Raw genomic sequence first — 24,232 nt, 5'->3', positions numbered from 1 at the left:
CGCGGGGGCTGGCGGGCGCGGGGTGGCGGAAGGCCGCTCAGGCCAGCGGGCCCGTGACCCGCTCCACGGCCGTGACGAGTCCGCCGCCCCGGACGAAGGCGTCGGCCGCCGCCAGTTCGGGCGCGAGGAACCGGTCCGGTCCTGGGCCCTTCGCCCCGGCGGCCCGCAGCGCGTCGATCGCGGCCCGGGAGGCGGGCGCGGGGGTCAGCCCTTCGCGCAGTTCGATCGCGCGGGCCGCCGTGTACAGCTCCACGGCGACGATCCGGCCCAGCGCGTCGACGGCGGTCCGCAGTTTGCGCGCGGCCGACCAGCCCATCGAGACATGGTCCTCCTGCATCGCGGAGGACGGGATGGAGTCGACGGACGCCGGGACGGCGAGCCGCTTCATCTCGCTGACCAGGGCGGCCTGCGTGTACTGGGCGATCATCAGCCCCGAGTCCACGCCGGGGTCGCCGGCCAGGAAGGGCGGGAGGCCGTGGCTGCGGTTCTTGTCGAGGAGCCGGTCGGTGCGGCGCTCGCAGATGGAGCCGAGGTCGGCGGCGGCGATGGCCAGGAAGTCCAGGGCGTACGCGACCGGGGCGCCGTGGAAGTTCCCGTTGGACTCCACCCGGCCGTCGGGCAGCACCACGGGGTTGTCGACGGCTGCGGCCAGTTCGCGGTCGGCGACCAGCCGGGCGTGGGCCATGGTGTCCCGGCCGGCGCCGGCCACCTGGGGGGCGCAGCGCACGGAGTACGCGTCCTGCACCCGGGGGGCCTCGTCCTGCTGGAAGTGCCCGGTGAGCCCGGACCCCTTGAGGACGGCGCTCATGTTGGCGGCGGCGGCGCCCTGGCCGGGGTGGGGGCGGATGGCGTGCAGTTCGGGCGCGAGGACGCGGTCCGTGCCGAGCAGGGCCTCCAGGCTGAGCGCGGCGGTGATGTCCGCGGAGAGGTAGAGGCGCCGGAGGTCGGCGAGGGCGAGGAGCAGCATGCCGAGCATGCCGTCGGTGCCGTTGAGGAGGGCGAGGCCCTCCTTCTCCCGCAGTTCGACGGGGGCGATGCCGTGTTCGGCGAGGAGTTCGGCGGCGGGGCGCACCTCGCCGTCGGGGCCCTCGGCGTCGCCCTCGCCCATCAGGGCCAGGGCGCAGTGGGAGAGCGGGGCGAGGTCGCCGGAGCAGCCGAGGGAGCCGTACTCGTGGACGACGGGGGTGATCCCGGCGTTCAGGAGGTCGGCCATGGTCCGCGCGACCTCGGGGCGTACTCCGGTGTGTCCGGAGCAGACCGTCTTCAGCCGGAGGAACATCAGGGCCCGGACGACCTCGCGTTCGACCCGTGGGCCCATGCCGGCGGCGTGCGAGCGGACGATGTTGCGCTGGAGGCGGGTGCGCAGCTCGGGGCCGATGTGGCGGGTGGCGAGCGCGCCGAAGCCGGTGGAGACGCCGTAGACGGGTTCGGGGGTGGCTGCAAGGGTCTCCACGACGGCGCGGGCGCGGGCCAGGGCGGTGCGGGCGTCGGCGGAGATCTCGACCCGGGCACCCTCGCGGGCCACGGCGACGACGTCCTCGGCGGTGGTACCGGACGTCCCCACCACGACGGTATGCATATCCATATTCAGCAGCGTACGGATTGAATTGCAGCATGTCATCAGCGGGACGGCAGGGGAACAGCAGGGGAAACGGGGCCGGTCCAGGGGGCCTTGGCGGGGCTCCGGCAGGGCTTCGGAAGGGCTTCGGCGGGGCTCCGGGAGGGCTCCGGCAGGACTTCGGGACCGCTCCCGGGTGGCGGGGTACGAGGGACTGCGCACGCGGTACGGGGTTCTGCGCCCGGCGGCCGCTACGGCTCGTCGCTCCACGGCTCGCCGGGGCCGTCGGGGGTGGCGGAGGGCGCGGGGGGCGCGGGGGTGTCCGGCGCCGCCACTCCCCGGAACGCGCGGCGCTCCTGCTGAGGGTGGCGCGGCGGGGTGTCCGCCAGCCGGAGCACGGCCCCGTCCCGGCCCGCGACCACCGGGCCCGGCGCGCGGGCGGCCTTCGCCCGGTACTGGGCGGCGTCCGCCAGCCGGAACAGCCGCCGGGCGGTGCGGATCTGACCGATCGGGTCGCCGGTGGACGCGACGCCGCAGGCCACCCCTTCGCCCAGCTCCAGCGCCGCCGCCCGGACGCAGAGTTCGTCCGCGACCCGGACGACCTCGTCGGCGGAGGGCCCCACGGACAGCAGACAGAACTCGTCCCCGCCGAGCCGGGCGGCGAGGGCCCCGGAGAGCATCGCCCCGCAGAACGAGAGCACCGAGCCGAACCGTTCCAGCAGACGGTCGCCGACGGCGTGGCCCTGGGTGTCGTTCACCTGCTTCAGCCCGTTGAGGTCGCAGACCACCAGGCTGACGACGGAGCCGTCGGCGCGATGGCGCTCCAGGGCCTCGTCGAGCCGGGCGTCGACGGCCCTGCGGTTGGCGAGACCGGTGAGCGGATCGGTGAACGCCAGCCGGCGGACCTCCTCCAGCCGCTCGGTCTGGGCGATCCCGGAGGCGACGACGGACGCGAGCACGGTGGCGAAATCCGTGTCCTCCCCGTCAAAGACGGGCGCCCCGAGCGGCCGGGCGACGTACAGCTCGCCCCAGGCCCGTCCGTGCAGCACGATCGGGGCGACGACGCAGCATCCGCGCTCGCGCCGGCGCAGCGCGGCGGCCCGCCCCTCGGGGGGTGCGGAGGGGTGCCGGTACCCCTGCACGGGGTTCTCCACGACGACGGGCCGCCCCACCCGGGCGCCGGTGCCCCGGGTGCCCGGGCCCCGGGTGTCCGTGCCGGGAGTGTCCGCGCCGGGGGGCCGGCCGGGGTGCGGGGCCCCGGGGGCGGCCGTCTCCACCCAGGCGTCCGGCTCGCCGCCACCGGCCCAGCGTTCGTGCAGGAACTCGGTGATCTCCGGAAAGCGGTTGACCGGATAGGTCTCGGCCTCGGGGAACTCCTCCTCGCCGGGCGCCCGTTCGCCCGCGTTGACCAGCACCTTGAGTCTGCCCCGCTCGCGCTCCCAGACGGAGAGCGCGGCGAACGAACCCCCGAGCGCCGAGCACGCGCCGAGCGCGGCGGCCCGCCAGAACTCGCGCGGGGTCTGTGCCGCCGCCATCGCCTGCGCCAGTGCCACCACGGCTCGCAGCCGCCGATCCTCAGCCATCAAACCAGCTTAGGGAGGATTGGCGCGTTTTGATCGGTGATCGGCGGCGGGAATCCGTTCTCCCCCACCGGGGACGCCCACTCGCGGGGCCGCCCGCCAGACGCGGTGGCCATGGGCGGGACGGGGCCGCGCTCCGGCCCCCGGACGCTCCGCCGCGCCGGCTGCGGCAGGAGCGCGGGCGCTCCGGGGAGAGCGCCCGACAACGCGTTCAGGGCACCCGGTGCGCCTTGACGGACCCCGCGCCCAGCACCCCGGGGGGCCTCCGCGCCCCGGCGCAAAGCCGCACCCGAGCCGCGCGGGCGCCGGGACCCCGGTCGGCGGCCCGGAACACCCCGCCACGCCACCCCCGTACCCCCGGCGCCTCCACGCCGGACGCGCCGGACGCGCCGGACGCGCCGGACGCGCCGGACGCGCCGGACGCGTCAACCCGTACCCGAGCCGCTTGGAGCCTGGACCCGGACCGCCCCGGAAGACCGCAGAGCCACCGACCGGACGTGCCCACGGACACCCGCTGCACCGTCCCGCACGCCGGACACGGCAACCCGCACCCCGGCACAGAAAGCGGCACCCGAACCGCGCAGGGGCGAACACCCCGGGCCGTCGCCGCCGACTGGGCGGTGCCCACGGACACCCCGCCACGCCACCCCCGTACCCCGGACATCTCCGCACCTCGCGCGCCGGAACACGGGAACCCGTACCCCGGCGCAAAAAGCCGCACCCGAACCGCGCAGGGGCGAACACCCCGGGCCGTCGACGGACCGTACGCACGGAGCCGGCCCGAGGCCTCCGGGAGCCGTGCCCCGAGCACGTCGTGGTGTCGACCAGCGCCCCGGAGCACGGCACGGCACCACCCGAGGAACCCCTGCCCGTACCCCGGACGGGAGCCGCCCGGCGACGGAGCACGCCCGGTCGGAACAGTGGCGGAGCGGAACAGTGCCGCGGCCGTCCGGCAGATCAGCCCGGTCTCACAGCAGAACGGGCACAGACACCCGCACCCCGGACGTCACTCCCCCGGCCACTGCGGCTTCCGCTTCTCGTTGAACGCGGCGACCCCCTCCGCGCGGTCGCCGGAGAACGCGACCGAGCGCCAGGCCGCGTCCTCCACCTCCAGGCCGGAGCGGAGGTCGAGACCCTGGCCGAGGCGGAGCGCACGCTTCGCGGCGCGCAGCCCGACCGGGGAGTTCCCGGCCATGCGCGCGGCGAGCGCGAGCGCTTCCGTGCGGGCGTCCTCGGCGAGTTGGTCGACCAGGCCCAGTTCGCCGGCCTCCTTGGCGGCGACCCGGCGCGCGGTGAAGATCAGCTCGGCGGCGCGGGCGGAGCCCACCCGCCGGGGCAGCAACTGGGTCCCGCCACCGCCGGGCAGGACGCCCACCGACACCTCCGGCAGCCCCACCACCGTGGTCGCGTCGCCGACGATGACATCGCAGGCGAGCGCCAGCTCGAACCCGCCGCCGAGGGCGAAGCCGTGCACCGCCGCGATGGCGGGCATCGGCAGTTCCAGGACACCCGTGTACGCGGCCCGGGTCACGGGCCGCTGCCGCAGCAGTTCGGCGTCGGAGAAGGAGTTGCGCTCCTTGAGGTCGGCGCCGACGCAGAACGCGCGGTCGCCCGACGAGGTCAGCACGGTGACGCGGACGGCCGGGTCGGCGGCGAGGGCGGCGGTGGCGGCGGTGATCGACCGGGCCATCGCTGTGGAGACGGCGTTCATGGCGGCGGGCCGGTCGAGGACCAGCTCGGCGACGTGGCCGTGGGAACGGACCAGGACGTACTCGCCGTACCGCTGCTCGGACGCGGACGACACAGACGACACCGACATGGGGACACCCTCCCGGCTGACGCGTTAACGACGGTTCACCATCCCCTCGGATCATAGGCCCACGCGGGGACACCCCGGCGAGGAGGGAGGGAGTGGGTGAGGAGGGAGCGGGGAGAAAGGGCCGTCAGTGCCGGCGGGAGAGCAGCCAGGGCTCGACGACGCCGAGGCCGCGCACGGGCCGCTGCCACATCGGCTGGAGGGCGAAGCGGTACGAGGGGGCGGGCTCGCCCTCCTTCTCCGCCGCGAGGGTGTCCTCGGCGGCCTGCGCCTCGGACTTCGGCGCGTCGCCGGTACGGATCAGCTCCTCCGCGAAGGCCCCGTCCACCAGGACCGCGTCCTTCGGGGCTATCGACGTCAGCCGGCTCGCCAGATTCACCGTCGTCCCGAAGACATCGCCCATCCGGGTGGTGACCGTCCCGAACGCGATCCCCACCCGCAGCGCGGGCATCGTCTCGTCCTGGGTCATCGCGTCGATCAGCCGCAGCGCGATCTCCGAGGCGGTGCCGGCGTCGTCCGCCGCGTACAGCACCTCGTCGCCCAGGGTCTTGATCAGCCGGCCGCCGTGCGCGGCCACCAGGTCGGCGGCCGTGGTCTCGAAGGACTCGACCAGTTCGCCCAGCTCCTCCTCCTCCAGCCGGCGGGTGAGCCGGGTGAAGCCGACGAGGTCGGCGAAGCCCACCGCGAGCCGGCGGTCGACCATCTCCTCGTCGTCCGCCGCCTGGACCACCCGGCCGGTGGCCGCCGCGAGCTGGCGCCGCCACACGTACCGCAGGAACTCCTCCAGCTCCGGCAGCAGCAGCTCGATCAGCGGATAGGTGACCTCCGTGCGGGTCATCCCCGGCTCCGGCGGCTCGGTCAGGCCCTCCAGGAAGGAGTCGATCTGCCACTCGGCGAGCCGGGCCGTGGTCTGCCCGGTGGAGCGCGCGACCTGGATCGCCATCGGCTCGCTGAGCAGCCCGGCCTCCACCAGACCGGCGAGCCGCCGCAGGGCCAGCACGTCCGCCTCGGTCAGGGCCTTCGCCTGGCCGATGTCGGCGAAGCCCATGGCCCGCCAGAAACGGGAGGCCAGATCCATCGAGACACCGGCGGTCCGCGCGGCCTGGAAGGGGGTGTAGCGGCGCTCGGCGCCGAGGATCAGCTGCTCCAGCCGGATGGCGAGGGGGTCGTCCGTGGGCTCGGCGGTGTGGTCGACCGCGTGGTGGGGCGTGGGATGCACCGACGACCGGCCCGACCCACCGGGCACGCCCTCGCCGGACGTGGTGTGGTCGCCGGTCACCAGCCGCCTCCTGCCCGTTCCCTGCCCACTGTCCTGCCGTTTCTCGCATCCGTGCCCGACCGCCTCAACGATACGGCAGGTGTGCCCTAGCTCACGTCCTGGCGACGGGCGAGGTTCACCGGGGGCCGTGACGGCCCGCGCCCCCCACCCGGCACCGGCCCGCCGCCGCGCCCCGGGCCCCGGCGGGCGGCGCCGGGGCCGCCCGCCCCCCGTTCACCCCGCCGGGCGCAGATGCACGATGTCGCCCGCGCCGACCGCCTCCCGCCCGCCGTCCGCGCGTGCGAGCACCAGCCGTCCGTCGCCGTCCAGGGCCACCGCCTCGCCGGTCAGGGAGCGGTCCCCGGGGAGTTCGGCCCGTACGGTACGGCCGAGGGTGGCGCACCCGGCCGCGTACGCCTCCTGGACCCGGGAGGCCACGGGGTCGCCGCCGGCCGCGCGCCAGTCCCCGTACCACTGCTCCAGGGAGCGCAGGACGGCCCGCAGCAGCGGGTCGCGGTCGGTGGAGACGGCGTTCGCGAGCGCGAGCGAGCCCGCCGTGGGCACGGGGAGTTCACCGGCGCGCAGCGAGACGTTGACGCCGATGCCGACGACCACGGTGTCGTCGCCCGCCCGCTCGGCGAGGATGCCGCCGGTCTTGCGTTCCTCGCCGCCGACGGTGACGAGGAGGTCGTTGGGCCATTTGAGGGACATGTCGACGCCGGCGGCCCGGCTCAGCCCGGTGGCGACCGCGACACCGGCGAGCAGCGGCAGCCAGCCCCAGCGTTCGACGGGGACGGCGGGCCCGGGGCGCAGGGCCACGGAGAAGAAGAGGCCGGAGCGGGGCGGGGCGGTCCAGGAGCGGTCGAGGCGGCCGCGCCCGGCGGTCTGTTCCTCGGCGACGAGTACGGCGCCCTCGGCCGGCGGGGTGCGGCGCGTCAGGTCGGAGTTGGTCGAGCCGGTGGTGGGGACCACGTCGAAGGAGGTCCACAGCCCGCCGGGGCGGAGCAGGGCCCGGCGCAGGGCGGCGGCCCGGAGCGGCGGCCGGTCCAGGTCGGACCAGCGGCTCCCGGTCACGCCACCCGGTACCGCACCTGGCACCGCCCCCGGCACGTCACCCGGCTTGTCCCCGGGCACGCTTCCCGGTGTATTCCCCGGCGCACTCCCCGGCGTACTCCCAGGCGTGTTCCCCGGCTTCCTTGGCGCGTTGTCTGGCGTCATGCAAGCCAGAGTAGGTGTGGTGAACACCGCACTGCCGAACAGTAGGGGCGCCGATACTCTACGACTCGGTAGCAAGGGCCGGAGCCGGTCCGGACGGCATGATTCCGGGTCTCTCCGTCCCCTGTGACCTGCACACGTGCGACCCGCACACCGGTGCAGTGCACCAGCTCGGGGACCGCCCGCCGGGACACCGCCCGTATCCGCCGCACCACCAGCACCAGCAGAGACGCCCAGCCGCACCGACGCACGCAGCTCAGCCGCCGACGGCGCTGACGAGCCAGCCAGGGGAGCCGCATCCCGATGTCCGAGCCGGAAAAGGTCCCGTCGGAGATCTCGCAGGAGATCCCGCAGTCCATCGACGTCCACACCACCGCCGGGAAGATCGCGGATCTCCGGCGCCGCATCGACGAGGCCGTCCACGCCGGCTCCGGGCGCGCGGTGGAGAAGCAGCACGCCAAGGGGAAACTGACCGCGCGCGAGCGGATCGAACTGCTCCTGGACGAGGGGTCGTTCGTCGAACTGGACGAGCTGGCCCGCCACCGCTCCACCAGCTTCGGCCTGGAGAACACCCGCCCGTACGGGGACGGCGTGGTCACCGGCTACGGCACGGTCGACGGCCGCCCGGTCGCCGTCTTCTCGCAGGACTTCACCGTCTTCGGCGGCGCCCTCGGCGAGGTCTACGGCCAGAAGATCATCAAGGTGATGGACTTCGCGCTGAAGACCGGCTGCCCGGTGATCGGCATCAACGACTCCGGCGGCGCGCGGATCCAGGAGGGCGTCAGCGCGCTGGGGATGTACGGCGAGATCTTCCGCCGCAACACCCACGCCTCCGGGGTGATCCCGCAGATCTCCCTGGTCGTGGGCCCGTGCGCGGGCGGCGCCGTCTACTCCCCCGCCATCACCGACTTCACGGTGATGGTGGACCGGACGTCGCACATGTTCATCACGGGACCCGATGTGATCAAGACGGTCACCGGTGAGGACGTCGGCTTCGAGGCGCTGGGCGGCGCCCGCACCCACAACACCACCTCGGGCGTGGCCCATCACCTGGCGGGGGACGAGAAGGACGCCGTCGAGTATGTGAAGTCGCTGCTCTCCTACCTCCCCTCCAACAACCTCTCCGAGCCGCCCGCCTACCCGGAGGAGGCCGATCTGCGCCCCTCCGCACAGGACGCGGAGCTGGACACCCTGATCCCGGACAGCGCCAACCAGCCGTACGACATGCACACGGTGATCGAGCATGTGGTGGACGAGGGCGAGTTCCTGGAGACCCAGGCGCTGTTCGCGCCGAACATCCTCACCGGCTTCGGCCGGGTGGAGGGGCATCCGGTCGGCGTGGTGGCCAATCAGCCGCTCCAGTTCGCGGGCTGTCTGGACATCAACGCGTCCGAGAAGGCTGCGCGGTTCGTCCGCACCTGCGACGCGTTCAACATCCCGGTGCTGACCTTCGTCGACGTCCCCGGTTTCCTTCCCGGCGTGGACCAGGAGTACGGCGGGATCATCCGCAGGGGCGCCAAGCTGATCTACGCGTACGCGGAGGCCACGGTGCCGCTGATCACGGTCATCACCCGCAAGGCGTTCGGCGGCGCGTACGACGTGATGGGGTCCAAGCACCTGGGGGCGGATCTCAACCTCGCCTGGCCGACCGCGCAGATCGCGGTCATGGGCGCCCAGGGCGCGGTCAACATCCTGCACCGGCGCACCATCGCCGCCGCCGGGGACGACGAGAGCCGGGAGGCCGTGCGCGCGGAGCTGATCAGGGAGTACGAGGATGCCCTGCTCAACCCGTACACGGCGGCGGAACGCGGCTACGTGGACGCGGTGATCCTGCCGTCCGACACCCGGGCGCAGATCACGCGCGGGCTGCGTCAGCTGCGGACCAAACGGGAGAGCCTGCCGCCGAAGAAGCACGGCAACATCCCGCTGTGAGCGGGCCTGCCGCTGCCGCAAGCGGACCTCCCCCGGAACGGGAGCCGGAGCAGAAACCGGAGCAGAAACCGGAACGGGAGCCGGAACGGAAGGGCGAGACGATGATCAGGGTGGTACGGGGCAATCCCACGCCGGAGGAGCTGGCCGCCGCGCTCGCGGTGGTCCGCGCCCGCGCGGTGGCGTCCGCGAGCGGCGCGGACAGTTTCGGGAGCGGTGCTCCGGGACCGGAGCAGTGGTCCGACCCGGCGCGGATCGCGCGCCGGCCGGGCCCGCGGCCGGGGCCCCGGGCCTGGGCGCGGACCTACTGGCCCGGGTAGCCCGCCGACGGGTGGAGCGGCCCCTTCGCGCAGGTCATCGCCCGATGGCCGGTACGGGACTGGCCGCCTTCCCGCCCCTGTGCCCGGACCCGCGACCGCATGTCCTCCGGCAGGTGTGACGAAGGGCCCGCGCGGCTTGAGTACCCGTACTCAGGCGGCACGACAGCCGGCAGCGCCACCATCGGAATCATGCTGTGGTCCGACCCCGACAACGAGCCCCCCGAGGAACTGCGCGAGACGCAGGCGATGATGCGCCGCGCGGGGCTGCTGCTCGCGCTGGCCATGCTGGTGGGGATGTTCGTGATCGGTCTGCGCTGACCGCGACCTACCATGGCGGGCATGACCGCCGAAACCCCCCGCCTGGTGCTCGCGTCCGCCTCCCCCGCCCGTCTCGGTCTGCTGCGGCACGCGGGCTTCGCGCCCGAAGTGATCGTCAGCGGTGTCGACGAGGACGCCCTGACCGCCCCGACCCCCGCCGAACTGGCCCTGGTCCTCGCCGAGGCGAAGGCGGCCGTCGTCGCCGCGCTGCCGGAGGTCTCCGGGGCGCTGGTCATCGGCTGCGACTCGGTCCTGGAGCTGGACGGGGAGGCCCTCGGCAAGCCGCGGGACGCGGAGGAGGCGACGGCCCGCTGGAAGTCGATGCGCGGCCGCAGCGGCGTCCTCCAGACCGGTCACTGCGTGATCGACACCGGGACCGGGCGGATCGCGTCGGCGACCGCGTCCACGACGGTCCGGTTCGGTGAGCCCTCGGACGCGGAGATCGCCGCGTACGTGGCCAGTGGCGAGCCGCTGCACGTCGCGGGCGCGTTCACGCTGGACGGCAGGTCGGGTCCGTTCATCGAGGGGATCGAGGGCGACCACGGCAATGTCATCGGCCTGTCGCTGCCGCTGCTGCGGAGGCTGCTGGGCGAGCACGGGCGTTCGGTGGCCGATTTCTGGGTCTGACCCGCGCCGTCCCGCTCCACCGGCCCCCTCCACCGGCCCTCCCCCGCCCCGCCCCGCCGCCCACGGCCCGTACCGCCGGTAAGGGCGGGCCGGGAGGCCAGGGCGGCTACTGGCCGGTACCTGTCACGACAGGGGGCGGAACACCTGCCCGCCGCGCGTCCGAAAGCGCCGGAGCGGCAGAAATACGCCCCTGTGTCATTCGTAGACACTCCACAAAGAAACACGTCGGGCCGCTGGGCTCCCTAACAGAGACCCGCACCGCTCCAGCGGGCTACGCTGCGAGGAGGAAGCCCGTCGCACTCCGTTGCGACAAGGGATTTCGCGACTTGCGCGAGCCTCGAATCACGCTCCGTGTGGGCAAGCTCACCAATGGGGACGGGTCGAAAGGCCGTGTCGGTAGTCCCTAAACTCAGCTTGTTTCCAGGAGGGAGCCATCGTGCGCAAGGTGCTCATCGCCAACCGTGGCGAAATCGCTGTTCGCGTCGCCCGCGCCTGTCGGGACGCGGGGATCGGGAGCGTGGCGGTCTACGCCGACCCGGACCGGGACGCCCTGCACGTCCGCGCGGCAGACGAGGCGTTCGCCCTGGGCGGTGACACACCGGCCGCCAGCTATCTGGACATGGCCAAGGTGCTCCAGGCCGCCCGGGACTCCGGGGCGGACGCGATCCACCCGGGTTACGGCTTCCTGTCCGAGAACGCGGAGTTCGCCCAGGCCGTGATCGACGCCGGGCTGACCTGGATCGGCCCGCCGCCGTCCGCGATCCGCGACCTCGGTGACAAGGTCGCCGCCCGGCACATCGCCCAGCGGGCCGGGGCCCCGCTCGTCGCGGGCACCCCGGACCCGGTCTCCGGCGCGGACGAGGTCGTCGCCTTCGCGCGGGAGCACGGCCTCCCCATCGCGATCAAGGCGGCCTTCGGCGGCGGCGGCCGCGGCCTGAAGGTCGCCCGCACCCTCGAAGAGGTCCCGGAGCTGTACGACTCGGCGGTCCGCGAGGCCGTCGCCGCCTTCGGCCGGGGCGAGTGCTTCGTCGAGCGCTATCTCGACAAGCCCCGCCATGTCGAGACCCAGTGCCTGGCCGACCAGCACGGCAACGTGGTCGTCGTCTCCACCCGTGACTGCTCGCTCCAGCGCCGCCACCAGAAGCTGGTCGAGGAGGCCCCGGCGCCGTTCCTGAGCGAGGCGCAGAACGCCGAGCTGTACCGGGCGTCGAAGGCCATCCTCAAGGAGGCCGGCTATGTCGGCGCCGGCACGGTGGAGTTCCTCGTCGGCCTCGACGGCACGATCTCCTTCCTGGAGGTCAACACCCGCCTCCAGGTCGAGCACCCGGTGACCGAGGAGGTCGCCGGCATCGACCTCGTGCGCGAGATGTTCCGCATCGCCGACGGCGAGGAACTGGGCTACGACGACCCGCAGGTGCGCGGTCACTCCTTCGAGTTCCGCATCAACGGCGAGGACCCGGGCCGCGGCTTCCTGCCCGCGCCCGGCACCGTCACCGCCTTCAACGCGCCCACCGGACCCGGGGTCCGCCTGGACGCGGGCGTCGAGTCCGGCAGCGTCATCGGCCCCGCGTGGGACTCCCTGCTCGCCAAGCTGATCGTCACCGGCGCGACCCGCGAGCAGGCGCTCCAGCGCGCCGCCCGCGCGCTGGACGAGTTCACCGTGGAGGGCATGGCGACCGCGATCCCCTTCCACCGCGCGGTGGTGCGGGACCCGGCGTTCACCAGCGACCCGTTCACGGTCCACACCCGCTGGATCGAGACCGGGTTCGTCAACGAGATCCCGGCCTTCACGGTGCCGGCGGCGCCCGACACCGACGACGAGCCCGGCCGGGAGACCGTCGTGGTCGAGGTCGGCGGCAAGCGCCTGGAGGTCTCGCTGCCCTCCTCGCTGGGGATGACCCTGGCCCGCACCGGCCTCGCCGCCGGCGCCCGGCCCAAGCGCCGGGCGGCGAAGAAGTCCTCCGCCACCGCCTCCGGCGACACCCTCGCCTCGCCCATGCAGGGCACCATCGTCAAGATCGCGGTCGAGGAGGGCCAGGAGGTCCAGGAAGGCGACCTGATCGTCGTCCTGGAGGCGATGAAGATGGAACAGCCCCTCAACGCCCACCGCGCCGGCACCGTCAAGGGCCTCAGCGCCGAGGTCGGCGCCTCCATCTCCTCCGGCGCCGCCATCTGCGAAATCAAGGACTGACCGGTCCGGAGGGGCCGGGAGGTCTCCTCGGATCCGAACAGCGGCCCGGCCGCCCGGTGTTCCCGGGTGCCGGGCCGCTGTCCCGTTCCCGGCCCCGTACCGAAAAGCCGGCCGACGAAGCGCGACCGGGGCACGGCCGAAGCGTGACCGGGGCACGACGGGGGCACGACCGGGGGCGCACGGAACGGACTCCGGCTGCTTACTCCGGCTACTTCGGCTTACCCGGGGTGGCGCGGCCCCCGCGATGGCATCCTGTCCCCTGACCGGGAGGACCCGGAGAGCTCCAGGGAGGACCGCGCGATGGCGACGACGACAGCGGGCACGGCCCGTCCCATGCGGGCGGACGCCCGGCGCAACTACGAACGGCTGCTCGCCGAGGCCCGTACCGTCTTCGCCGAACGGGGCACCGACGCCTCGCTGGAGGAGATCGCCCGCCGCTCGGGCGTCGGCATCGGCACGCTCTACCGGCACTTCCCCAACCGCCAGGCCATCATGAACGCGGTCTTCCGGGAGGCGGCCGAGACCCTGCTCGACCACTCCCGTGAGCTGGCGTACGCGGAGCGCCCCTGTGCGGCGCTGATGGAGTGGCTGCGCGCCCTCATCACTCATGCGAGTGAGTACCGGGGCATCGCGCGGGCGCTGATGTCAGCCTCCCGGGACGCGAGTTCGGCGCTCTCGCCGTGTTGTGTGCCGCTGTACGAGGCCGGGGACCGGCTGCTGGCACGGGCGCGGGAGGCGGGGGCGGTGCGCGACGAGGTGTCGACCGGCGATCTGATGCAGCTCACCAACGCCATCGCGCTGGCCGCCGAGCAGAACCCGGACGACCCCGCGCTGCCCGACCGCCTTCTGAATCTCACCCTGCGGGGCCTGGGTCCCGCCTGACGCCCCCGGCCCCTGGTGTCGTTCCATGCCGCCCCGGTGCCGCTCTGGCGCTGCTCCGGTCCGGGTCAGCGGCGGCGGAGGTCCGCCATCCGAGCCGTGCGCTCCATGGCGCCGCCGGGCCCCGGGGCGCTGCCGGGCTCCAGGCCGCCCGCCGGGCCCAGCCGGGTGGGCCCGGGCCCCGCACCGCCCCGGGTGCGCCGCTGGCCCGGCAGGGGCACCTCCCGGCGCTGCGGCCGGACCTTCCCGTCCTCGTCGGCGGACGCGCCCGGCCGGCCCACCGCACCGGGCGGCACCTGCCCCGGCGGGCCACCGGCCACGGTGATCTGCACCCCCTGGTCCGCGAGGGCCTGCAACTCCGTCGCCGCCCGTTCGTCGTGCGCGGGCGGCTCGTCCGTGACCAGCCGGGTGATCACATCCGTGGGCACGGTCTGGAACATGGTGTCGGCGCCCAGCTTGGAGTGGTCGGCGAGGACCACGACCTCGGCGGCGGCCTGCACGAGCGCCCGGTCGACGCTGGCGGAGAGCATGTTGGAGGTGGACAGGCCCCGTTCGGCGGTGAGCCCGCTGCCGGAGAGGAAGGCCCGGGAGACCCGCAGGCCCTGGAGCGACTGTTCCGCCCCGCTGCCCACGAGCGCGTAGTTGGAGCCGCGCAGGGTGCCCCCGGTCATGACGACCTCGACCCGGTTGGCGTGGGCGAGGGCCTGCGCGACGAGCAGGGAGTTGGTGACGACGGTCAGCCCGGGCACCCGGGCGAGCCGCCGGGCCAGCTCCTGCGTGGTGGTACCGGCGCCGACGACGATGGCCTCGCCCTCTTCGACGAGGCCCGCGGCGAGATCGGCGATCGCCGTCTTCTCCGCGGTGGCGGACAGGGACTTCTGCGGAAAGCCGGACTCGCGGGTGAACCCGCCCGGCAATACCGCACCGCCGTGCCGGCGGTCGAGGAGTCCTTCGGCCTCCAGCGCCCGCACATCCCGCCGTACGGTCACTTCGGAGGTCTGGACGACGCGGGCGAGCTCACGGAGGGACACGGCTCCGTTGGCGCGCACCATTTCAAGGATCAATTGGCGACGTTCTGCAGCGAACACGAAACTGACAGTAACCTGACCGGCCGATAGTTTTCAGCAGTATGCGCCGAATAATAAGTAGTGCGCTCACCGAGGGCCATCAAGTGGTATGAGCGAACGGGGCCGCGGGTTCTCGTCCGGTTGTCGGCGCTTGTCGGCGGTTGTTGGATTTCGAACGACTGGGGCCCGGCCGTTCGGCCGGGCCCCAGTCGTTCGATCCGGGAACGGTACGTGACCGTCAGCCCTCGCCGGCCGTCTTACGGGTGTGCAACTGGCGCGCCACCTCGGCAATCGACCCCGAGAGCGAGGGATAGACGGTAAAGGCGTTGGCGATCTGCTCGACCGTCAGATTGTTGTCGACGGCGAGCGAGATCGGGTGGATCAGCTCGCTCGCGCGGGGGGCGACCACACAGCCGCCGACGACGATTCCGGTACCCGGACGGCTGAAGATCTTCACAAAGCCGTCGCGGATCCCCTGCATCTTCGCGCGGGGGTTGCGGAGCAACGGCAGCTTGACGACCCGGGCGTCGATGAGACCCGCGTCCAGGTCGGCCTGCGTACAGCCGACGGTCGCGATCTCCGGGTCGGTGAAGACGTTGGACGAGACGGTCTTCAGGTTCAGCGGGGTGACCGCGTCGCCCAGGAAGTGGTACATCGCGATCCGGCCCTGCATCGCGGCGACGGAGGCCAGCGCGAAGACGCCGGTGACGTCACCGGCGGCGTAGACGCCGGGGGCGCTGGTGCGGGAGACCCGGTCGGTCCAGATGTGGCCGGAGTCCTTGAGCTTGACGCCCGCCTCCTCCAGGCCCATGCCGGCGCTGTTCGGGATCGCGCCGACCGCCATCAGACAGTGCGTACCGGAGATCACCCGGCCGCCGGAGAGGGTGACCTCGACGCGGTCGCCGACGCGCTTGGCGGACTCGGCGCGCGAGCGGGCCATGACGTTCATGCCCCGGCGGCGGAAGACGTCCTCCAGGACGGCGGCGGCGTCGGGGTCCTCGCCGGGCAGCACCCGGTCGCGGGAGGAGACCAGGGTGACCCGGGAGCCGAGGGCCTGGTAGGCGCCCGCGAACTCGGCGCCGGTGACGCCGGAGCCGACGACGATCAGTTCCTCGGGCAGCTCGTCGAGGTCGTAGACCTGGGTCCAGTTGAGGATCCGCTCGCCGTCGGGGAGGGCGTCGGGGATCTCCCGGGGGTGACCGCCGGTGGCGATCAGCACGGCGTCGGCGACGAGGGTCTCCTCGGTGCCGTCGGCGGCCCGTACGACGACCTTGCGGGACCCGTCGGCGGCCTGCCCGCCCTCCAGCCGTCCGCGGCCGCGTACGACCCGGGCACCGGCCCGGGTGACGGAGGCGGTGATGTCGTGCGACTGGGCGAGCGCGAGGCGCTTCACCCGGCGGTTGACCTTGCCGAGGTCGACGCCGACGACACGCGCGGCGGTCTCCATGGGCGGGGTGTCGTCGGCCACGATGATCCCCAGCTCCTCGTAGGAGGAGTCGAAGGTGGTCATCACCTCGGCCGTGGCGATGAGGGTCTTGGAGGGTACGCAGTCCGTCAGCACGGACGCGCCGCCGAGGCCGTCGCAGTCGACGACGGTCACCTCCGCGCCGAGTTGGGCGCCCACCAGGGCCGCCTCGTATCCTCCGGGTCCGCCGCCGATGATCACGATTCGGGTCACTGGGGTTACGCCTCGCGCTCTCGTTGCTGCGGGGGTGTCCCGCTGGGCTGAGTGCCCCTGGTGGGCTGGAGTACGTACCCCATTGTCCCGCACGCTTCAACTTTCTCGCTCCCGGGTCCCATGATGCGGTCAGGAGCCCTTCCGGACCCTGCCCGGCCGCCCTGGCGGGGCCCGGAAACGCGCCCGGTACGGCCGCCCCGGCGCCGTGACCTCAGCCCCGTGACCTCGGCCCCCGTGCGAGTGAGCCGAAGGGGCGCCGCGGGTGTCGAAAGGGAGAACGCGCGGAGGCCGTGAGGAACGAGCGGTCGAGCACGATCGACCGTCGACACGCGCACCAGCGCCCCGGAGGCGAACCGAGCCCGGATGACAGAGCGGAACCGCGCCTGCACGTGCGCCCCTCCCGTACCCTCGATCCCATGTCGCTCTACGCCGCGTACGCCGGCAACCTCGACGCGCGGCTGATGACCCGCCGCGCACCGCACTCCCCCCTGCGCGGCACGGGCTGGCTCAACGGCTGGCGGCTGACCTTCGGTGGCGAACAGCTGGGCTGGGAGGGGGCGCTCGCCACGATCGTGGAGGCGCCGCGTTCGCAGGTCTTCGTCGCCCTCTACGACATCGCTCCGATGGACGAGGACTCGATGGACCGCTGGGAGGGTGTCGGGCTCGACATCTACCGGCGGATGCGGGTCCGGGTGCACACGCTGGACGGCGAGGAACCCGCCTGGGTGTATGTCCTGAACGGGTACGAGGGCGGGCTGCCGTCCGCCCGCTATCTGGGGGAGCTGGCGGACGCGGCGGAGTCGGCGGGGGCGCCGCACGACTATGTGATGGAGCTGCGAAAGCGCCCCTGCTGACCCGGGCGGGGCCCGCCGGTCCCGGCTCGCGCGGCCCCGCGACACCTTGCCGAAAGGGCGAGCGCCGCGAACGCGCCGTTATTCGCGCCGGGCCGCTCCTCTTTTGCGCCCTGTTCGCTCCCCTGGGGGCCGGCTGTGGGCGGTGGGGGGTGTGTTTCCCGGGCCGTGCGCGGGGCCGTTCCGGTCAATTCCCGGGCCCTTCCGGCGCGTCTTCCGGACCTCTTCCGGGAACCTTCCGAGAGCCTTCCCGCCCCCTTCCTTCCCTCTTCCTTCCCTCTTCCTTCCCCCTCTTCCGCCCCTTCCCGGAGATCCGCGACGGGCATTCGTCGGAAACGACAAGACAACGATCCTGGGACCTTGTACCGCCAGGTCTACGCGCGTAGGGAATCAGCGGTTACTCTCATTCGCGTGAACGCACATGTGAATCCGGACCTCGACGGCGCCAGCGCCGACCCCCACCGGGCGGCCGCTGCGGCCGCCGCGCGGCTGCGCGAGCTGACCGGCGCCGATACACACGATGTGGCCCTCGTGATGGGCTCCGGCTGGGCCCCGGCCGTGGACGCCCTCGGCGCTCCCGAGGCCGAGTTCCCCGTAACCGAACTGCCCGGCTTCCCGCCGCCGGTGGTCGCGGGCCACGGCGGCACGATCCGCTCGTACCGCATCGGTGACAAGCGCGCCCTGGTCTTCCTGGGCCGTACGCACTACTACGAGGGCCGGGGCGTCGCCCCCGTCGCCCACGGGGTGCGCACCGCCGTCGCCGCCGGCTGCAAGACCGTCGTCCTGACCAACGGCTGCGGCGGTCTGCGCGAGGGCATGCGCCCCGGCCAGCCGGTGCTGATCAGCGACCACCTCAACCTCACGGCCGCCTCGCCGATCGTGGGCGCGAACTTCGTCGACCTCACCGATCTCTACTCGCCGCGGCTGCGCGCGATCTGCAAGGAGATCGACCCCTCCCTGGAGGAGGGCGTGTACGTCCAGTTCCCCGGCCCGCACTACGAGACCCCGGCCGAGATCAACATGGTCCGGGTCCTCGGCGGCGACCTGGTCGGCATGTCCACCGTCCTGGAGGCCATCGCGGCCCGTGAGGCCGGCGCCGAGGTGCTGGGCATCTCCCTGGTCACCAACCTGGCCGCGGGCCTCAGCGGCGAGCCCCTCAACCACGAAGAGGTGCTCCAGGCCGGCCGTGACTCGGCCGCCCACATGGGCGAGCTGCTGACCCGGGTACTGGCCCGCATCTGATCGCGGCGGTACCCCCGTCCGGTGGCACCGCCGGTGACACCGCCGGTGACACCGCCGGGGGTACCGGCACAGCGGCGCCGGGACGACCGGGTACGTCCGGGTGGGGGGATCCCGCCCGGACGTTCGCGTTGTCCGGGCGGGATCCCCCCACACAGGAACACGCACCCACACGACGGCGCGAAAGGCGGAGCGAGCGTGCACCAGGACCAGGACCTCATGGCGCGGGCCCGAGCATGGCTGGCCGAGGACCCCGACCCGGACACCCGGGCCGAGCTGGCCGGACTCATCGAGGCGGGCGACACGGCGGAGCTGGCGGACCGGTTCGCCGGGACCCTCCAGTTCGGGACCGCCGGCCTCCGGGGCGAGCTGGGCGCGGGCCCCATGCGGATGAACCGGGCCGTGGTGATCCGCGCCGCCGCCGGCCTCGCCTCGTATCTGAAGGCGCAGGGCCGGGGCGACGGGCTGGTCGTCGTCGGCTACGACGCCCGCTACAAGTCCGCCGACTTCGCCCGGGACACGGCGGCCGTCATGGTCGGCGCGGGTCTGCGCGCCGCCGTGCTGCCGCGCCCGCTGCCCACGCCCGTCCTCGCCTTCGCCATAAGGCAGCTGGGGGCCGTCGCGGGCGTCGAGGTCACCGCCAGCCACAACCCGCCGCGCGACAACGGCTACAAGGTCTACCTGGGCGACGGCTCGCAGATCGTGCCGCCCGCCGACACGGGGATCGCGGCGGAGATCGACGCGATCCGCGCCCTCGCCGACGTGCCGCGCGCCGAGTCCGGCTGGGAGACCCTGGGCGACGACGTCCTGGACGCCTACCTCACCCGTACGGACGCGGTCCTCACCCCCGGCTCCCCGCGCACCGCCCGCGTCGTCCACACCGCGCTCCACGGGGTGGGCACCTCCGTCCTGAACGCCGCCTTCGCCCGCGCCGGCTTCCCCGCCCCGGTCCCGGTGGCGGAGCAGGCCGAACCCGACCCGGCGTTCCCCACGGTCGCCTTCCCCAACCCGGAGGAGCCGGGCGCGATGGACCTGGCCTTCGCGACCGCCCGCGCGGCCGGCCCCGGGATCGACATCATCGTCGCCAACGACCCCGACGCGGACCGCTGCGCCGTCGCCGTCCCCGACCCGTCCACCGACGCCGGCTGGCGCATGCTCCGGGGCGACGAGGTCGGCGCACTCCTCGCCGCGCACCTCGTCCGCAGCGGCGCGCGCGGTGTCCTCGCCGAGTCGATCGTCTCCTCCTCCCTCCTCGGCCGGATCGCCGAGTCCGCCGGTCTCGGCTACGAGGAGACCCTCACCGGCTTCAAGTGGATCGCCCGCGTCGAGGGCCTGCGATACGGGTACGAGGAGGCCCTCGGCTACTGCGTCGACCCCGAGGGCGTCCGCGACAAGGACGGCATCACGGCGGCGCTGCTGATCACCGAGCTGGCCTCGGCCCTGAAGGAGGAGGGCCTCACCCTCCTCGACCTCCTGGACGACCTCGCCGTCGAGCACGGCCTGCACGCGACCGACCAGCTCTCGGTCCGGGTCCAGGACCTGAGCGTCATCGCCGACGCGATGCGGACCCTGCGGGGGGCTCCGCCGGTCTCGCTGGGGGGGCTTTCGGTGTCCTCGGCCGAGGACCTGGCGGAGGGTAGCGCGGCGCTGCCGCCGACGGACGGTCTGCGGTATTACCTGGACGGTACGTACAAGGCGCGGGTGATCGTGCGGCCGAGCGGAACCGAGCCGAAGATCAAGTGCTATCTGGAGGTCGTGGTGCCGGTGTCCGAGGCGGCGGCCCTGCCGGGCGCTCGGGCGCGGGCGGCGGAGGTTCTTTCGTCCCTGAAGCGGGACCTGGCGGGGGCGGCGGGTCTTCCGTCGAGCTGACCTGCGGGTCGTTGTCGGGGACCAGTCCCCGAACCCCTGCGCCTCAATCGCCGGCGGGGCTGGTTTTGTTCGGGTGGTCCCGGGTCCGGGTGGTGGTGCGGGTTGGCGGGGCCTCCGGGCTCACCTCCTCGGGGTCGGCGAGCGTACTCACCAGGTCCCGTGCGGGCGAGCCTCCGCCGATCCCCTGCGGGGGCGACCCTGCACCCCCGCCCTCGTCCAAGGCGCGGGCGGCCGGTACCCCGTGCCGGGGGAAAAACATCGCGCCCCCCGGGTCTCGGATCCGGGGGGCGCGGCTGTCGTGCGCTCGTTACCGTGCGGCCTCACGGGCCATGGCCACCAGCCCGGTGAAGGCGGTGGCGGAGACCATCAGGACGGGGCCGTCGGTCCGCTTGCTGTCCCGGACCGGGACGATGCCGGTGCCGGACGCGTACTCCGGGGCCCACTCGACGCAGATGCCGCCGTTTTCGCTGTACGAAGACTTGATCCAGCGGAGAGAGTCGGTCGTGGTCGTCACTGGGTGCCCTTTCGTAACTGCTCGATCATGGCTACGGATAGCGTCTGTGAGAGCGCGTCGGCTTGCAACTGGTGGTAGGCGGTCAACAGGGGTACCACGGAGGAGGTTTCCCGTTCGATCTGCCCACGGTGTGCGCACTCCGCATAGGAGATCAGAGAGCGGTTCTCCATGGTCAGGACATACAGCGGCAGACTGAGAGGACGACGGTCCCCCATCTCGAACGGGGCCACTTGGAGCACGATGTTCGGCAGGCAAGCGAATTCGACCAGCCGCGCCAGCTGCCCCTCCATGGTGTCGGCACTGCCGACAGGCCTTCTGAGACAGCCCTCGTCCAGCACCACGAACAGCAGGGGCGGCGGCGTCCGCTGAAGCACTGCCTGACGCCCTTGGATGAGCGCGTTCCGTTCCTCACCTTGCTCGGGCGTGATCGCCCCGCGCTCAACGGCACGCGCGGTCAGGGTCGATGTGTACTCCGGCGTTTGCAGTATGCCGGGGATGACGCCGACCTCGTAGAGCCTGATTTCTGCCGCGCGAGCCTCATAGCCGAGGTACTCCGGGAGCCCTTCGATGAGCGCCGTGTACCGCACCGCGAGGCTCTGACGCTCAAGCCGGTCCCCGGTGCCGAACACCCGGTCCGCGGTCTTCGCGAAGCGGGCAGTCGGCGGACGCCGACCAGTTTCGACGGCGGAGATATGCGTCGAGGAGCACTCCATCCGCTTCGCCAACTCGTCCTGTGTCCAGCCGCGCCCATCCCGCAGCGTGCGCAATCGCATACCGAATGCTGCGCTGGGTGACTTCTCGGGGTCCAGCTCTTTCCTGTTCAACGGCCACCACCTAACTCCCCAAGCAAAAAATGCAGGTTGAAGACACGCCGTCAGGTGGTCCACGCTGACGGCACTTGGTGGTGGAGACACTACGGAGAGGAACCACTGTGCCTGCCACGAACGACGAACTCCGCGTGGGAGAAATTGCGTTCGACACCGTGACGAGGGCGCTCGGCGAGGTCATGGAGATCTACGAGACCCACTACGCGCTCCGCCCGCCCCAGGGCGGGATCGAATGGGACGCCCTGCGGGAGAACACCCGCCGCGCCACGACCACCGACCGGCTCACCCCGGCGCTGGCGGAGCGGAACGCGAACAGCCGGCTGGGGGTGTAGGCGTGAGCCGCATCCGCTGCTGCATCACCGTCGCGCTGCTGGGCGTCGGCTATCTCTGCCTCGCGTGGGAGCCGCCCCTGATACCCCCGCACGGCTGGCACTAAAACCCCCAGTCCCCTCCCGGCCCGCACCCGGGAGGAAGGGGGAGCGCCCCACGCCTCGCGCTCCCCGGCCCCGGTCGCCACTGCCCCCCGCACAGGGACGACCGGGGCCACCCCTCATCCCCCCGCCGGGGGCCTCGCGCTGCCCGACCCGCGTCGGAACGGGGTCCCGCACCCTCCTTCCCCCCGCCGGGGGTACCACTCACGTGCACTGGCTGCGTGGGCGGGGGTGCAGGGTCGCCCCCGCAGGGGATCGGCGGAGGCCGACCCGAACTGAACCCGTGAGTACGCTCGCCGACCCCGAGGAGGTGAGCCCGGAGGCCCCGCCAACCCGCACCACCACCGGGGCCCGGAACCACCCGCACAAACCCGCCTCGCCGACGATCACCCGGCAAAAACCAGCCCCGCCGGCGTTTGAGGCGCGGGGGCCTCGGGGGCTGGCCCCCGACGACCACCCGCACAAAACCAGCCCCGTGGGGGTCCCCCCGGACGAAGTCTGGGGGAGATTGAGGACGGACCCGCACCCCGCCCCGGGTGCACAAACAACCACCCGCACCCCCACCCCCGGTCAAACAACCACCGCATTGATGCGAACGGCGAATTCTCGCAGCCCCCGCACCCGCGTCGGCCCGTACAGCAGATCCGACGTCAAGGCCCGCAGGGCCGGTCGCCTCACCTCTTGTGGAGCCTCCTGCTCCACCCGGCGCAGTGCTGCGAACGTCTGCTCGCCGTCGCCGAGGGCGTGCCACATACGGGCGATGTCCGTCCACGCCCGGGCTCGACGCTCCGCCGTCGGCAAACGGTCGGTATCCAGGTTGGCCGCGACCTTCACACCCTCGTCCGGAGTGCCGAGAGCGTTGAACACGCCGATGCGATACACGTCCACCTGTGCCCGGCTGGTACCCACGGTGAACAACCCCGGTACCTCGGGCAGCCGCTCGGCGTCCTCCCGGGCCTCGTCCAGCAGAGCCAGCGCCGTCGTGCGGTCCCTGCCTGTGGCGGCCGAGTACGCGGCGGTCAGGAGCAGCGTCGTCCGTACGGCACCGGTGCGGTCCTGCACGGCGTCCAGCTCCGCCGCCTGCCGGGTGAGCAGATGCACGGCGGAGGAGGAGCGCCCGGATCGCCGCATGGTGATCGCCAGCACTCGGGTCGCCTCCCCGATCGGCACCGGCATGCCGCTCGCGCGGGCGGCGGCGAGTGCCCGGTCGGCGGCTGCCCATGCCGCGTCCGAGTGCAGCTTCGAGCCGAGTTCCGAAGCGAGGACGTACGCCCGGGCGAGTACGGCACACGCCTGTTCCCTCTGGCGTCCGGCAGTCGCGTCGCGGGTTGCTTCCGCTGTGGCGAGCAGCCTCGGCAGGGACCGTCCGAGATCGTTGTAGCGGGCGCTGCGGAAGAGGCTCCGGGCTGTGGCCGACTGTTCGGCGAGGCGGGGCAGTGCCACCGGTTCGGCGGCCGGCAGCCGGAACAGGATCTCCTCCAGCCCGTGCCGGTCTGTCTGCGGAGTCGCGGCCGCTGCCGGCCCCGGGCCCACAACGCCCGTCGCCCCGATTGCGAGCGTCCCGGTAAGCAGTTTCCTACGGCGCACCGCGTCCTCCTCGTCCGACAGCGAACTGATCGCCACCGTAGCGATCGCGGGCGCGTCCGGGACAGCAGACCTGCCCAGCCGCTCGGGTGGGATGCCGAGTGCTGCGGCGATGCGCAGCTCGGCGGCACGGTCCGGTCGCAGCTTGTTCGACTCGATCCGTGAGATCGCTGACGCCGAGTATCCGCACTCCCGGCCGAGCTGTGCCTGTGTGAGTCTGGCCGCGCAGCGGGCGCCGCGGATGACGGCGCCCAGGTCTTCCGATTCCGGGCTGTGGCCCATGGGTGCCTCCTGCGCGCACTGACGGGGCGGACGACGCTAGCCGTGTTTGGCCCCGGCCCGGCAGGGCGTGCGGAAGCACACCGCGTGCGGGCTCCGCACATCGTGTGCGGATGCGTCCGCTGTCGGCCCCGGCGCACCTGCCGGGCCGACACGATGGCCCTGCGGACGGGTGGTGACCCGGCCGTCTCGCCGCTCGCAC

20 protein-coding genes are annotated in these 24,232 nt (G+C 73.2%); 10 read left to right on the top strand and 10 right to left on the bottom strand.

The annotated features are described in order from the left end of the window. Window positions 1–37: 37 nt before the first annotated feature. The 5 genes from hutH to SYYSPA8_RS08435 form a co-directional block, all read right to left on the bottom strand. Window positions 38–1,579 (bottom strand): histidine ammonia-lyase, encoded by a 1,542-nt coding sequence (gene hutH, locus SYYSPA8_RS08455; protein ID WP_323446893.1) that lies wholly within the window; start codon window positions 1,577–1,579, stop codon window positions 38–40. Between the two features lie 230 nt (window positions 1,580–1,809). Next, complete coding sequence (locus tag SYYSPA8_RS08450; RefSeq protein ID WP_323446394.1) at window positions 1,810–3,141, bottom strand: sensor domain-containing diguanylate cyclase; 1,332 nt, start codon at window positions 3,139–3,141, stop codon at window positions 1,810–1,812. 1,003 nt (window positions 3,142–4,144) lie between these two features. Continuing rightward, window positions 4,145–4,957, bottom strand: a complete 813-nt coding sequence (locus SYYSPA8_RS08445) for an enoyl-CoA hydratase/isomerase family protein (protein WP_323446393.1) — start codon at window positions 4,955–4,957, stop codon at window positions 4,145–4,147. A 124-nt stretch (window positions 4,958–5,081) separates the two neighbouring features. Continuing rightward, window positions 5,082–6,236, bottom strand: a complete 1,155-nt coding sequence (locus SYYSPA8_RS08440; protein ID WP_407705967.1) for an adenylate/guanylate cyclase domain-containing protein — start codon at window positions 6,234–6,236, stop codon at window positions 5,082–5,084. A gap of 210 nt (window positions 6,237–6,446) precedes the next feature. After that, window positions 6,447–7,430, bottom strand: coding sequence for a biotin--[acetyl-CoA-carboxylase] ligase (locus tag SYYSPA8_RS08435; protein WP_407705942.1), 984 nt, complete (start codon window positions 7,428–7,430; stop codon window positions 6,447–6,449). Between the two features lie 300 nt (window positions 7,431–7,730). On the opposite strand from SYYSPA8_RS08435, the gene SYYSPA8_RS08430 reads away from it, so the two are divergent. From SYYSPA8_RS08430 to SYYSPA8_RS08405, 6 genes are all read left to right on the top strand, one after another. Then, a complete protein-coding gene (locus tag SYYSPA8_RS08430) occupies window positions 7,731–9,359 on the top strand; it encodes an acyl-CoA carboxylase subunit beta (protein ID WP_323446390.1) in 1,629 nt (542 codons plus the stop codon). 101 nt (window positions 9,360–9,460) lie between these two features. Continuing rightward, the gene (locus SYYSPA8_RS08425; protein ID WP_323446389.1) at window positions 9,461–9,676 is read left to right on the top strand and encodes an acyl-CoA carboxylase epsilon subunit; all 216 of its coding nucleotides are present in this window, start codon (window positions 9,461–9,463) and stop codon (window positions 9,674–9,676) included. 189 nt (window positions 9,677–9,865) lie between these two features. Then, window positions 9,866–9,994 (top strand): morphogenic membrane protein MmpB, encoded by a 129-nt coding sequence (mmpB, locus tag SYYSPA8_RS08420; RefSeq protein ID WP_323446388.1) that lies wholly within the window; start codon window positions 9,866–9,868, stop codon window positions 9,992–9,994. A 12-nt stretch (window positions 9,995–10,006) separates the two neighbouring features. Beyond that, entirely contained in the window at window positions 10,007–10,621 is a 615-nt protein-coding gene (locus tag SYYSPA8_RS08415) for a Maf family protein (RefSeq protein WP_323446387.1), read from the top strand. Window positions 10,622–11,057: 436 nt separating this feature from the next. Next, window positions 11,058–12,812, top strand: coding sequence for an acetyl/propionyl/methylcrotonyl-CoA carboxylase subunit alpha (locus SYYSPA8_RS08410; RefSeq protein WP_323446386.1), 1,755 nt, complete (start codon window positions 11,058–11,060; stop codon window positions 12,810–12,812). A gap of 300 nt (window positions 12,813–13,112) precedes the next feature. After that, the gene (locus SYYSPA8_RS08405; RefSeq protein WP_323446385.1) at window positions 13,113–13,694 is read left to right on the top strand and encodes a TetR/AcrR family transcriptional regulator; all 582 of its coding nucleotides are present in this window, start codon (window positions 13,113–13,115) and stop codon (window positions 13,692–13,694) included. A gap of 65 nt (window positions 13,695–13,759) precedes the next feature. Here SYYSPA8_RS08405 and SYYSPA8_RS08400 read toward each other — a convergent pair whose 3' ends face one another. After that, entirely contained in the window at window positions 13,760–14,743 is a 984-nt protein-coding gene (locus tag SYYSPA8_RS08400; RefSeq protein ID WP_407705966.1) for a DeoR/GlpR family DNA-binding transcription regulator, read from the bottom strand. A 253-nt stretch (window positions 14,744–14,996) separates the two neighbouring features. Next, window positions 14,997–16,436, bottom strand: a complete 1,440-nt coding sequence (locus SYYSPA8_RS08395) for an NAD(P)H-quinone dehydrogenase (RefSeq protein ID WP_323446383.1) — start codon at window positions 16,434–16,436, stop codon at window positions 14,997–14,999. 416 nt (window positions 16,437–16,852) lie between these two features. On the opposite strand from SYYSPA8_RS08395, the gene SYYSPA8_RS08390 reads away from it, so the two are divergent. The 3 genes from SYYSPA8_RS08390 (at window position 16,853) to SYYSPA8_RS08380 (ending at window position 20,395) form a co-directional block, all read left to right on the top strand. Next, entirely contained in the window at window positions 16,853–17,290 is a 438-nt protein-coding gene (locus SYYSPA8_RS08390) for a gamma-glutamylcyclotransferase (RefSeq protein WP_323446382.1), read from the top strand. 420 nt (window positions 17,291–17,710) lie between these two features. Further along, window positions 17,711–18,529 (top strand): purine-nucleoside phosphorylase, encoded by an 819-nt coding sequence (locus tag SYYSPA8_RS08385; protein ID WP_323446892.1) that lies wholly within the window; start codon window positions 17,711–17,713, stop codon window positions 18,527–18,529. Between the two features lie 216 nt (window positions 18,530–18,745). After that, a complete protein-coding gene (locus tag SYYSPA8_RS08380; RefSeq protein WP_323446891.1) occupies window positions 18,746–20,395 on the top strand; it encodes a phospho-sugar mutase in 1,650 nt (549 codons plus the stop codon). 307 nt (window positions 20,396–20,702) lie between these two features. Here the strand turns inward: SYYSPA8_RS08380 and SYYSPA8_RS08375 are convergent, their stop codons facing one another. Both SYYSPA8_RS08375 and SYYSPA8_RS08370 read right to left on the bottom strand, forming a co-directional pair. Further along, entirely contained in the window at window positions 20,703–20,909 is a 207-nt protein-coding gene (locus tag SYYSPA8_RS08375; RefSeq protein WP_323446381.1) for a DUF397 domain-containing protein, read from the bottom strand. Then, a complete protein-coding gene (locus SYYSPA8_RS08370; protein WP_323446380.1) occupies window positions 20,906–21,733 on the bottom strand; it encodes a helix-turn-helix domain-containing protein in 828 nt (275 codons plus the stop codon). Before SYYSPA8_RS08370 ends, SYYSPA8_RS08375 begins: the two co-directional genes overlap by 4 nt. Window positions 21,734–21,840: 107 nt before the next feature. Between SYYSPA8_RS08370 and SYYSPA8_RS08365 the strand changes: the two genes are divergently transcribed. Beyond that, window positions 21,841–22,068: a hypothetical protein gene (locus tag SYYSPA8_RS08365; protein ID WP_323446379.1), complete on the top strand. Its 228-nt coding sequence runs from the start codon at window positions 21,841–21,843 to the stop codon at window positions 22,066–22,068. Between the two features lie 669 nt (window positions 22,069–22,737). On the opposite strand, the gene SYYSPA8_RS08360 is transcribed toward SYYSPA8_RS08365, so the two are convergent. Continuing rightward, a complete protein-coding gene (locus SYYSPA8_RS08360; RefSeq protein WP_323446378.1) occupies window positions 22,738–24,033 on the bottom strand; it encodes a helix-turn-helix domain-containing protein in 1,296 nt (431 codons plus the stop codon). Between the last annotated feature and the right edge of the window lie 199 nt (window positions 24,034–24,232).

Source organism: Streptomyces yaizuensis (genome assembly GCF_034961445.1).
GTDB lineage: Bacteria > Actinomycetota > Actinomycetes > Streptomycetales > Streptomycetaceae > Streptomyces > Streptomyces yaizuensis.
Note: the sequence above shows the minus strand (reverse complement) of the source record. Positions and strands in the feature narration are given on the sequence as shown.

Coding starts and splice junctions, on each gene's coding strand:
- SYYSPA8_RS08450 (WP_323446394.1), bottom strand. CDS start 3,141: ATGGCTGAGGATCGGCGGCTGCGAGCCGTGGTGGCACTGGCGCAGGCG.
- SYYSPA8_RS08430 (WP_323446390.1), top strand. CDS start 7,731: ATGTCCGAGCCGGAAAAGGTCCCGTCGGAGATCTCGCAGGAGATCCCG.
- hutH (WP_323446893.1), bottom strand. CDS start 1,579: ATGCATACCGTCGTGGTGGGGACGTCCGGTACCACCGCCGAGGACGTC.
- SYYSPA8_RS08360 (WP_323446378.1), bottom strand. CDS start 24,033: ATGGGCCACAGCCCGGAATCGGAAGACCTGGGCGCCGTCATCCGCGGC.
- SYYSPA8_RS08415 (WP_323446387.1), top strand. CDS start 10,007: ATGGCGGGCATGACCGCCGAAACCCCCCGCCTGGTGCTCGCGTCCGCC.
- mmpB (WP_323446388.1), top strand. CDS start 9,866: ATGCTGTGGTCCGACCCCGACAACGAGCCCCCCGAGGAACTGCGCGAG.
- SYYSPA8_RS08390 (WP_323446382.1), top strand. CDS start 16,853: ATGTCGCTCTACGCCGCGTACGCCGGCAACCTCGACGCGCGGCTGATG.
- SYYSPA8_RS08425 (WP_323446389.1), top strand. CDS start 9,461: ATGATCAGGGTGGTACGGGGCAATCCCACGCCGGAGGAGCTGGCCGCC.
- SYYSPA8_RS08380 (WP_323446891.1), top strand. CDS start 18,746: ATGGCGCGGGCCCGAGCATGGCTGGCCGAGGACCCCGACCCGGACACC.
- SYYSPA8_RS08400 (WP_407705966.1), bottom strand. CDS start 14,743: ATGGTGCGCGCCAACGGAGCCGTGTCCCTCCGTGAGCTCGCCCGCGTC.
- SYYSPA8_RS08445 (WP_323446393.1), bottom strand. CDS start 4,957: ATGTCGGTGTCGTCTGTGTCGTCCGCGTCCGAGCAGCGGTACGGCGAG.
- SYYSPA8_RS08405 (WP_323446385.1), top strand. CDS start 13,113: ATGGCGACGACGACAGCGGGCACGGCCCGTCCCATGCGGGCGGACGCC.
- SYYSPA8_RS08435 (WP_407705942.1), bottom strand. CDS start 7,430: ATGACGCCAGACAACGCGCCAAGGAAGCCGGGGAACACGCCTGGGAGT.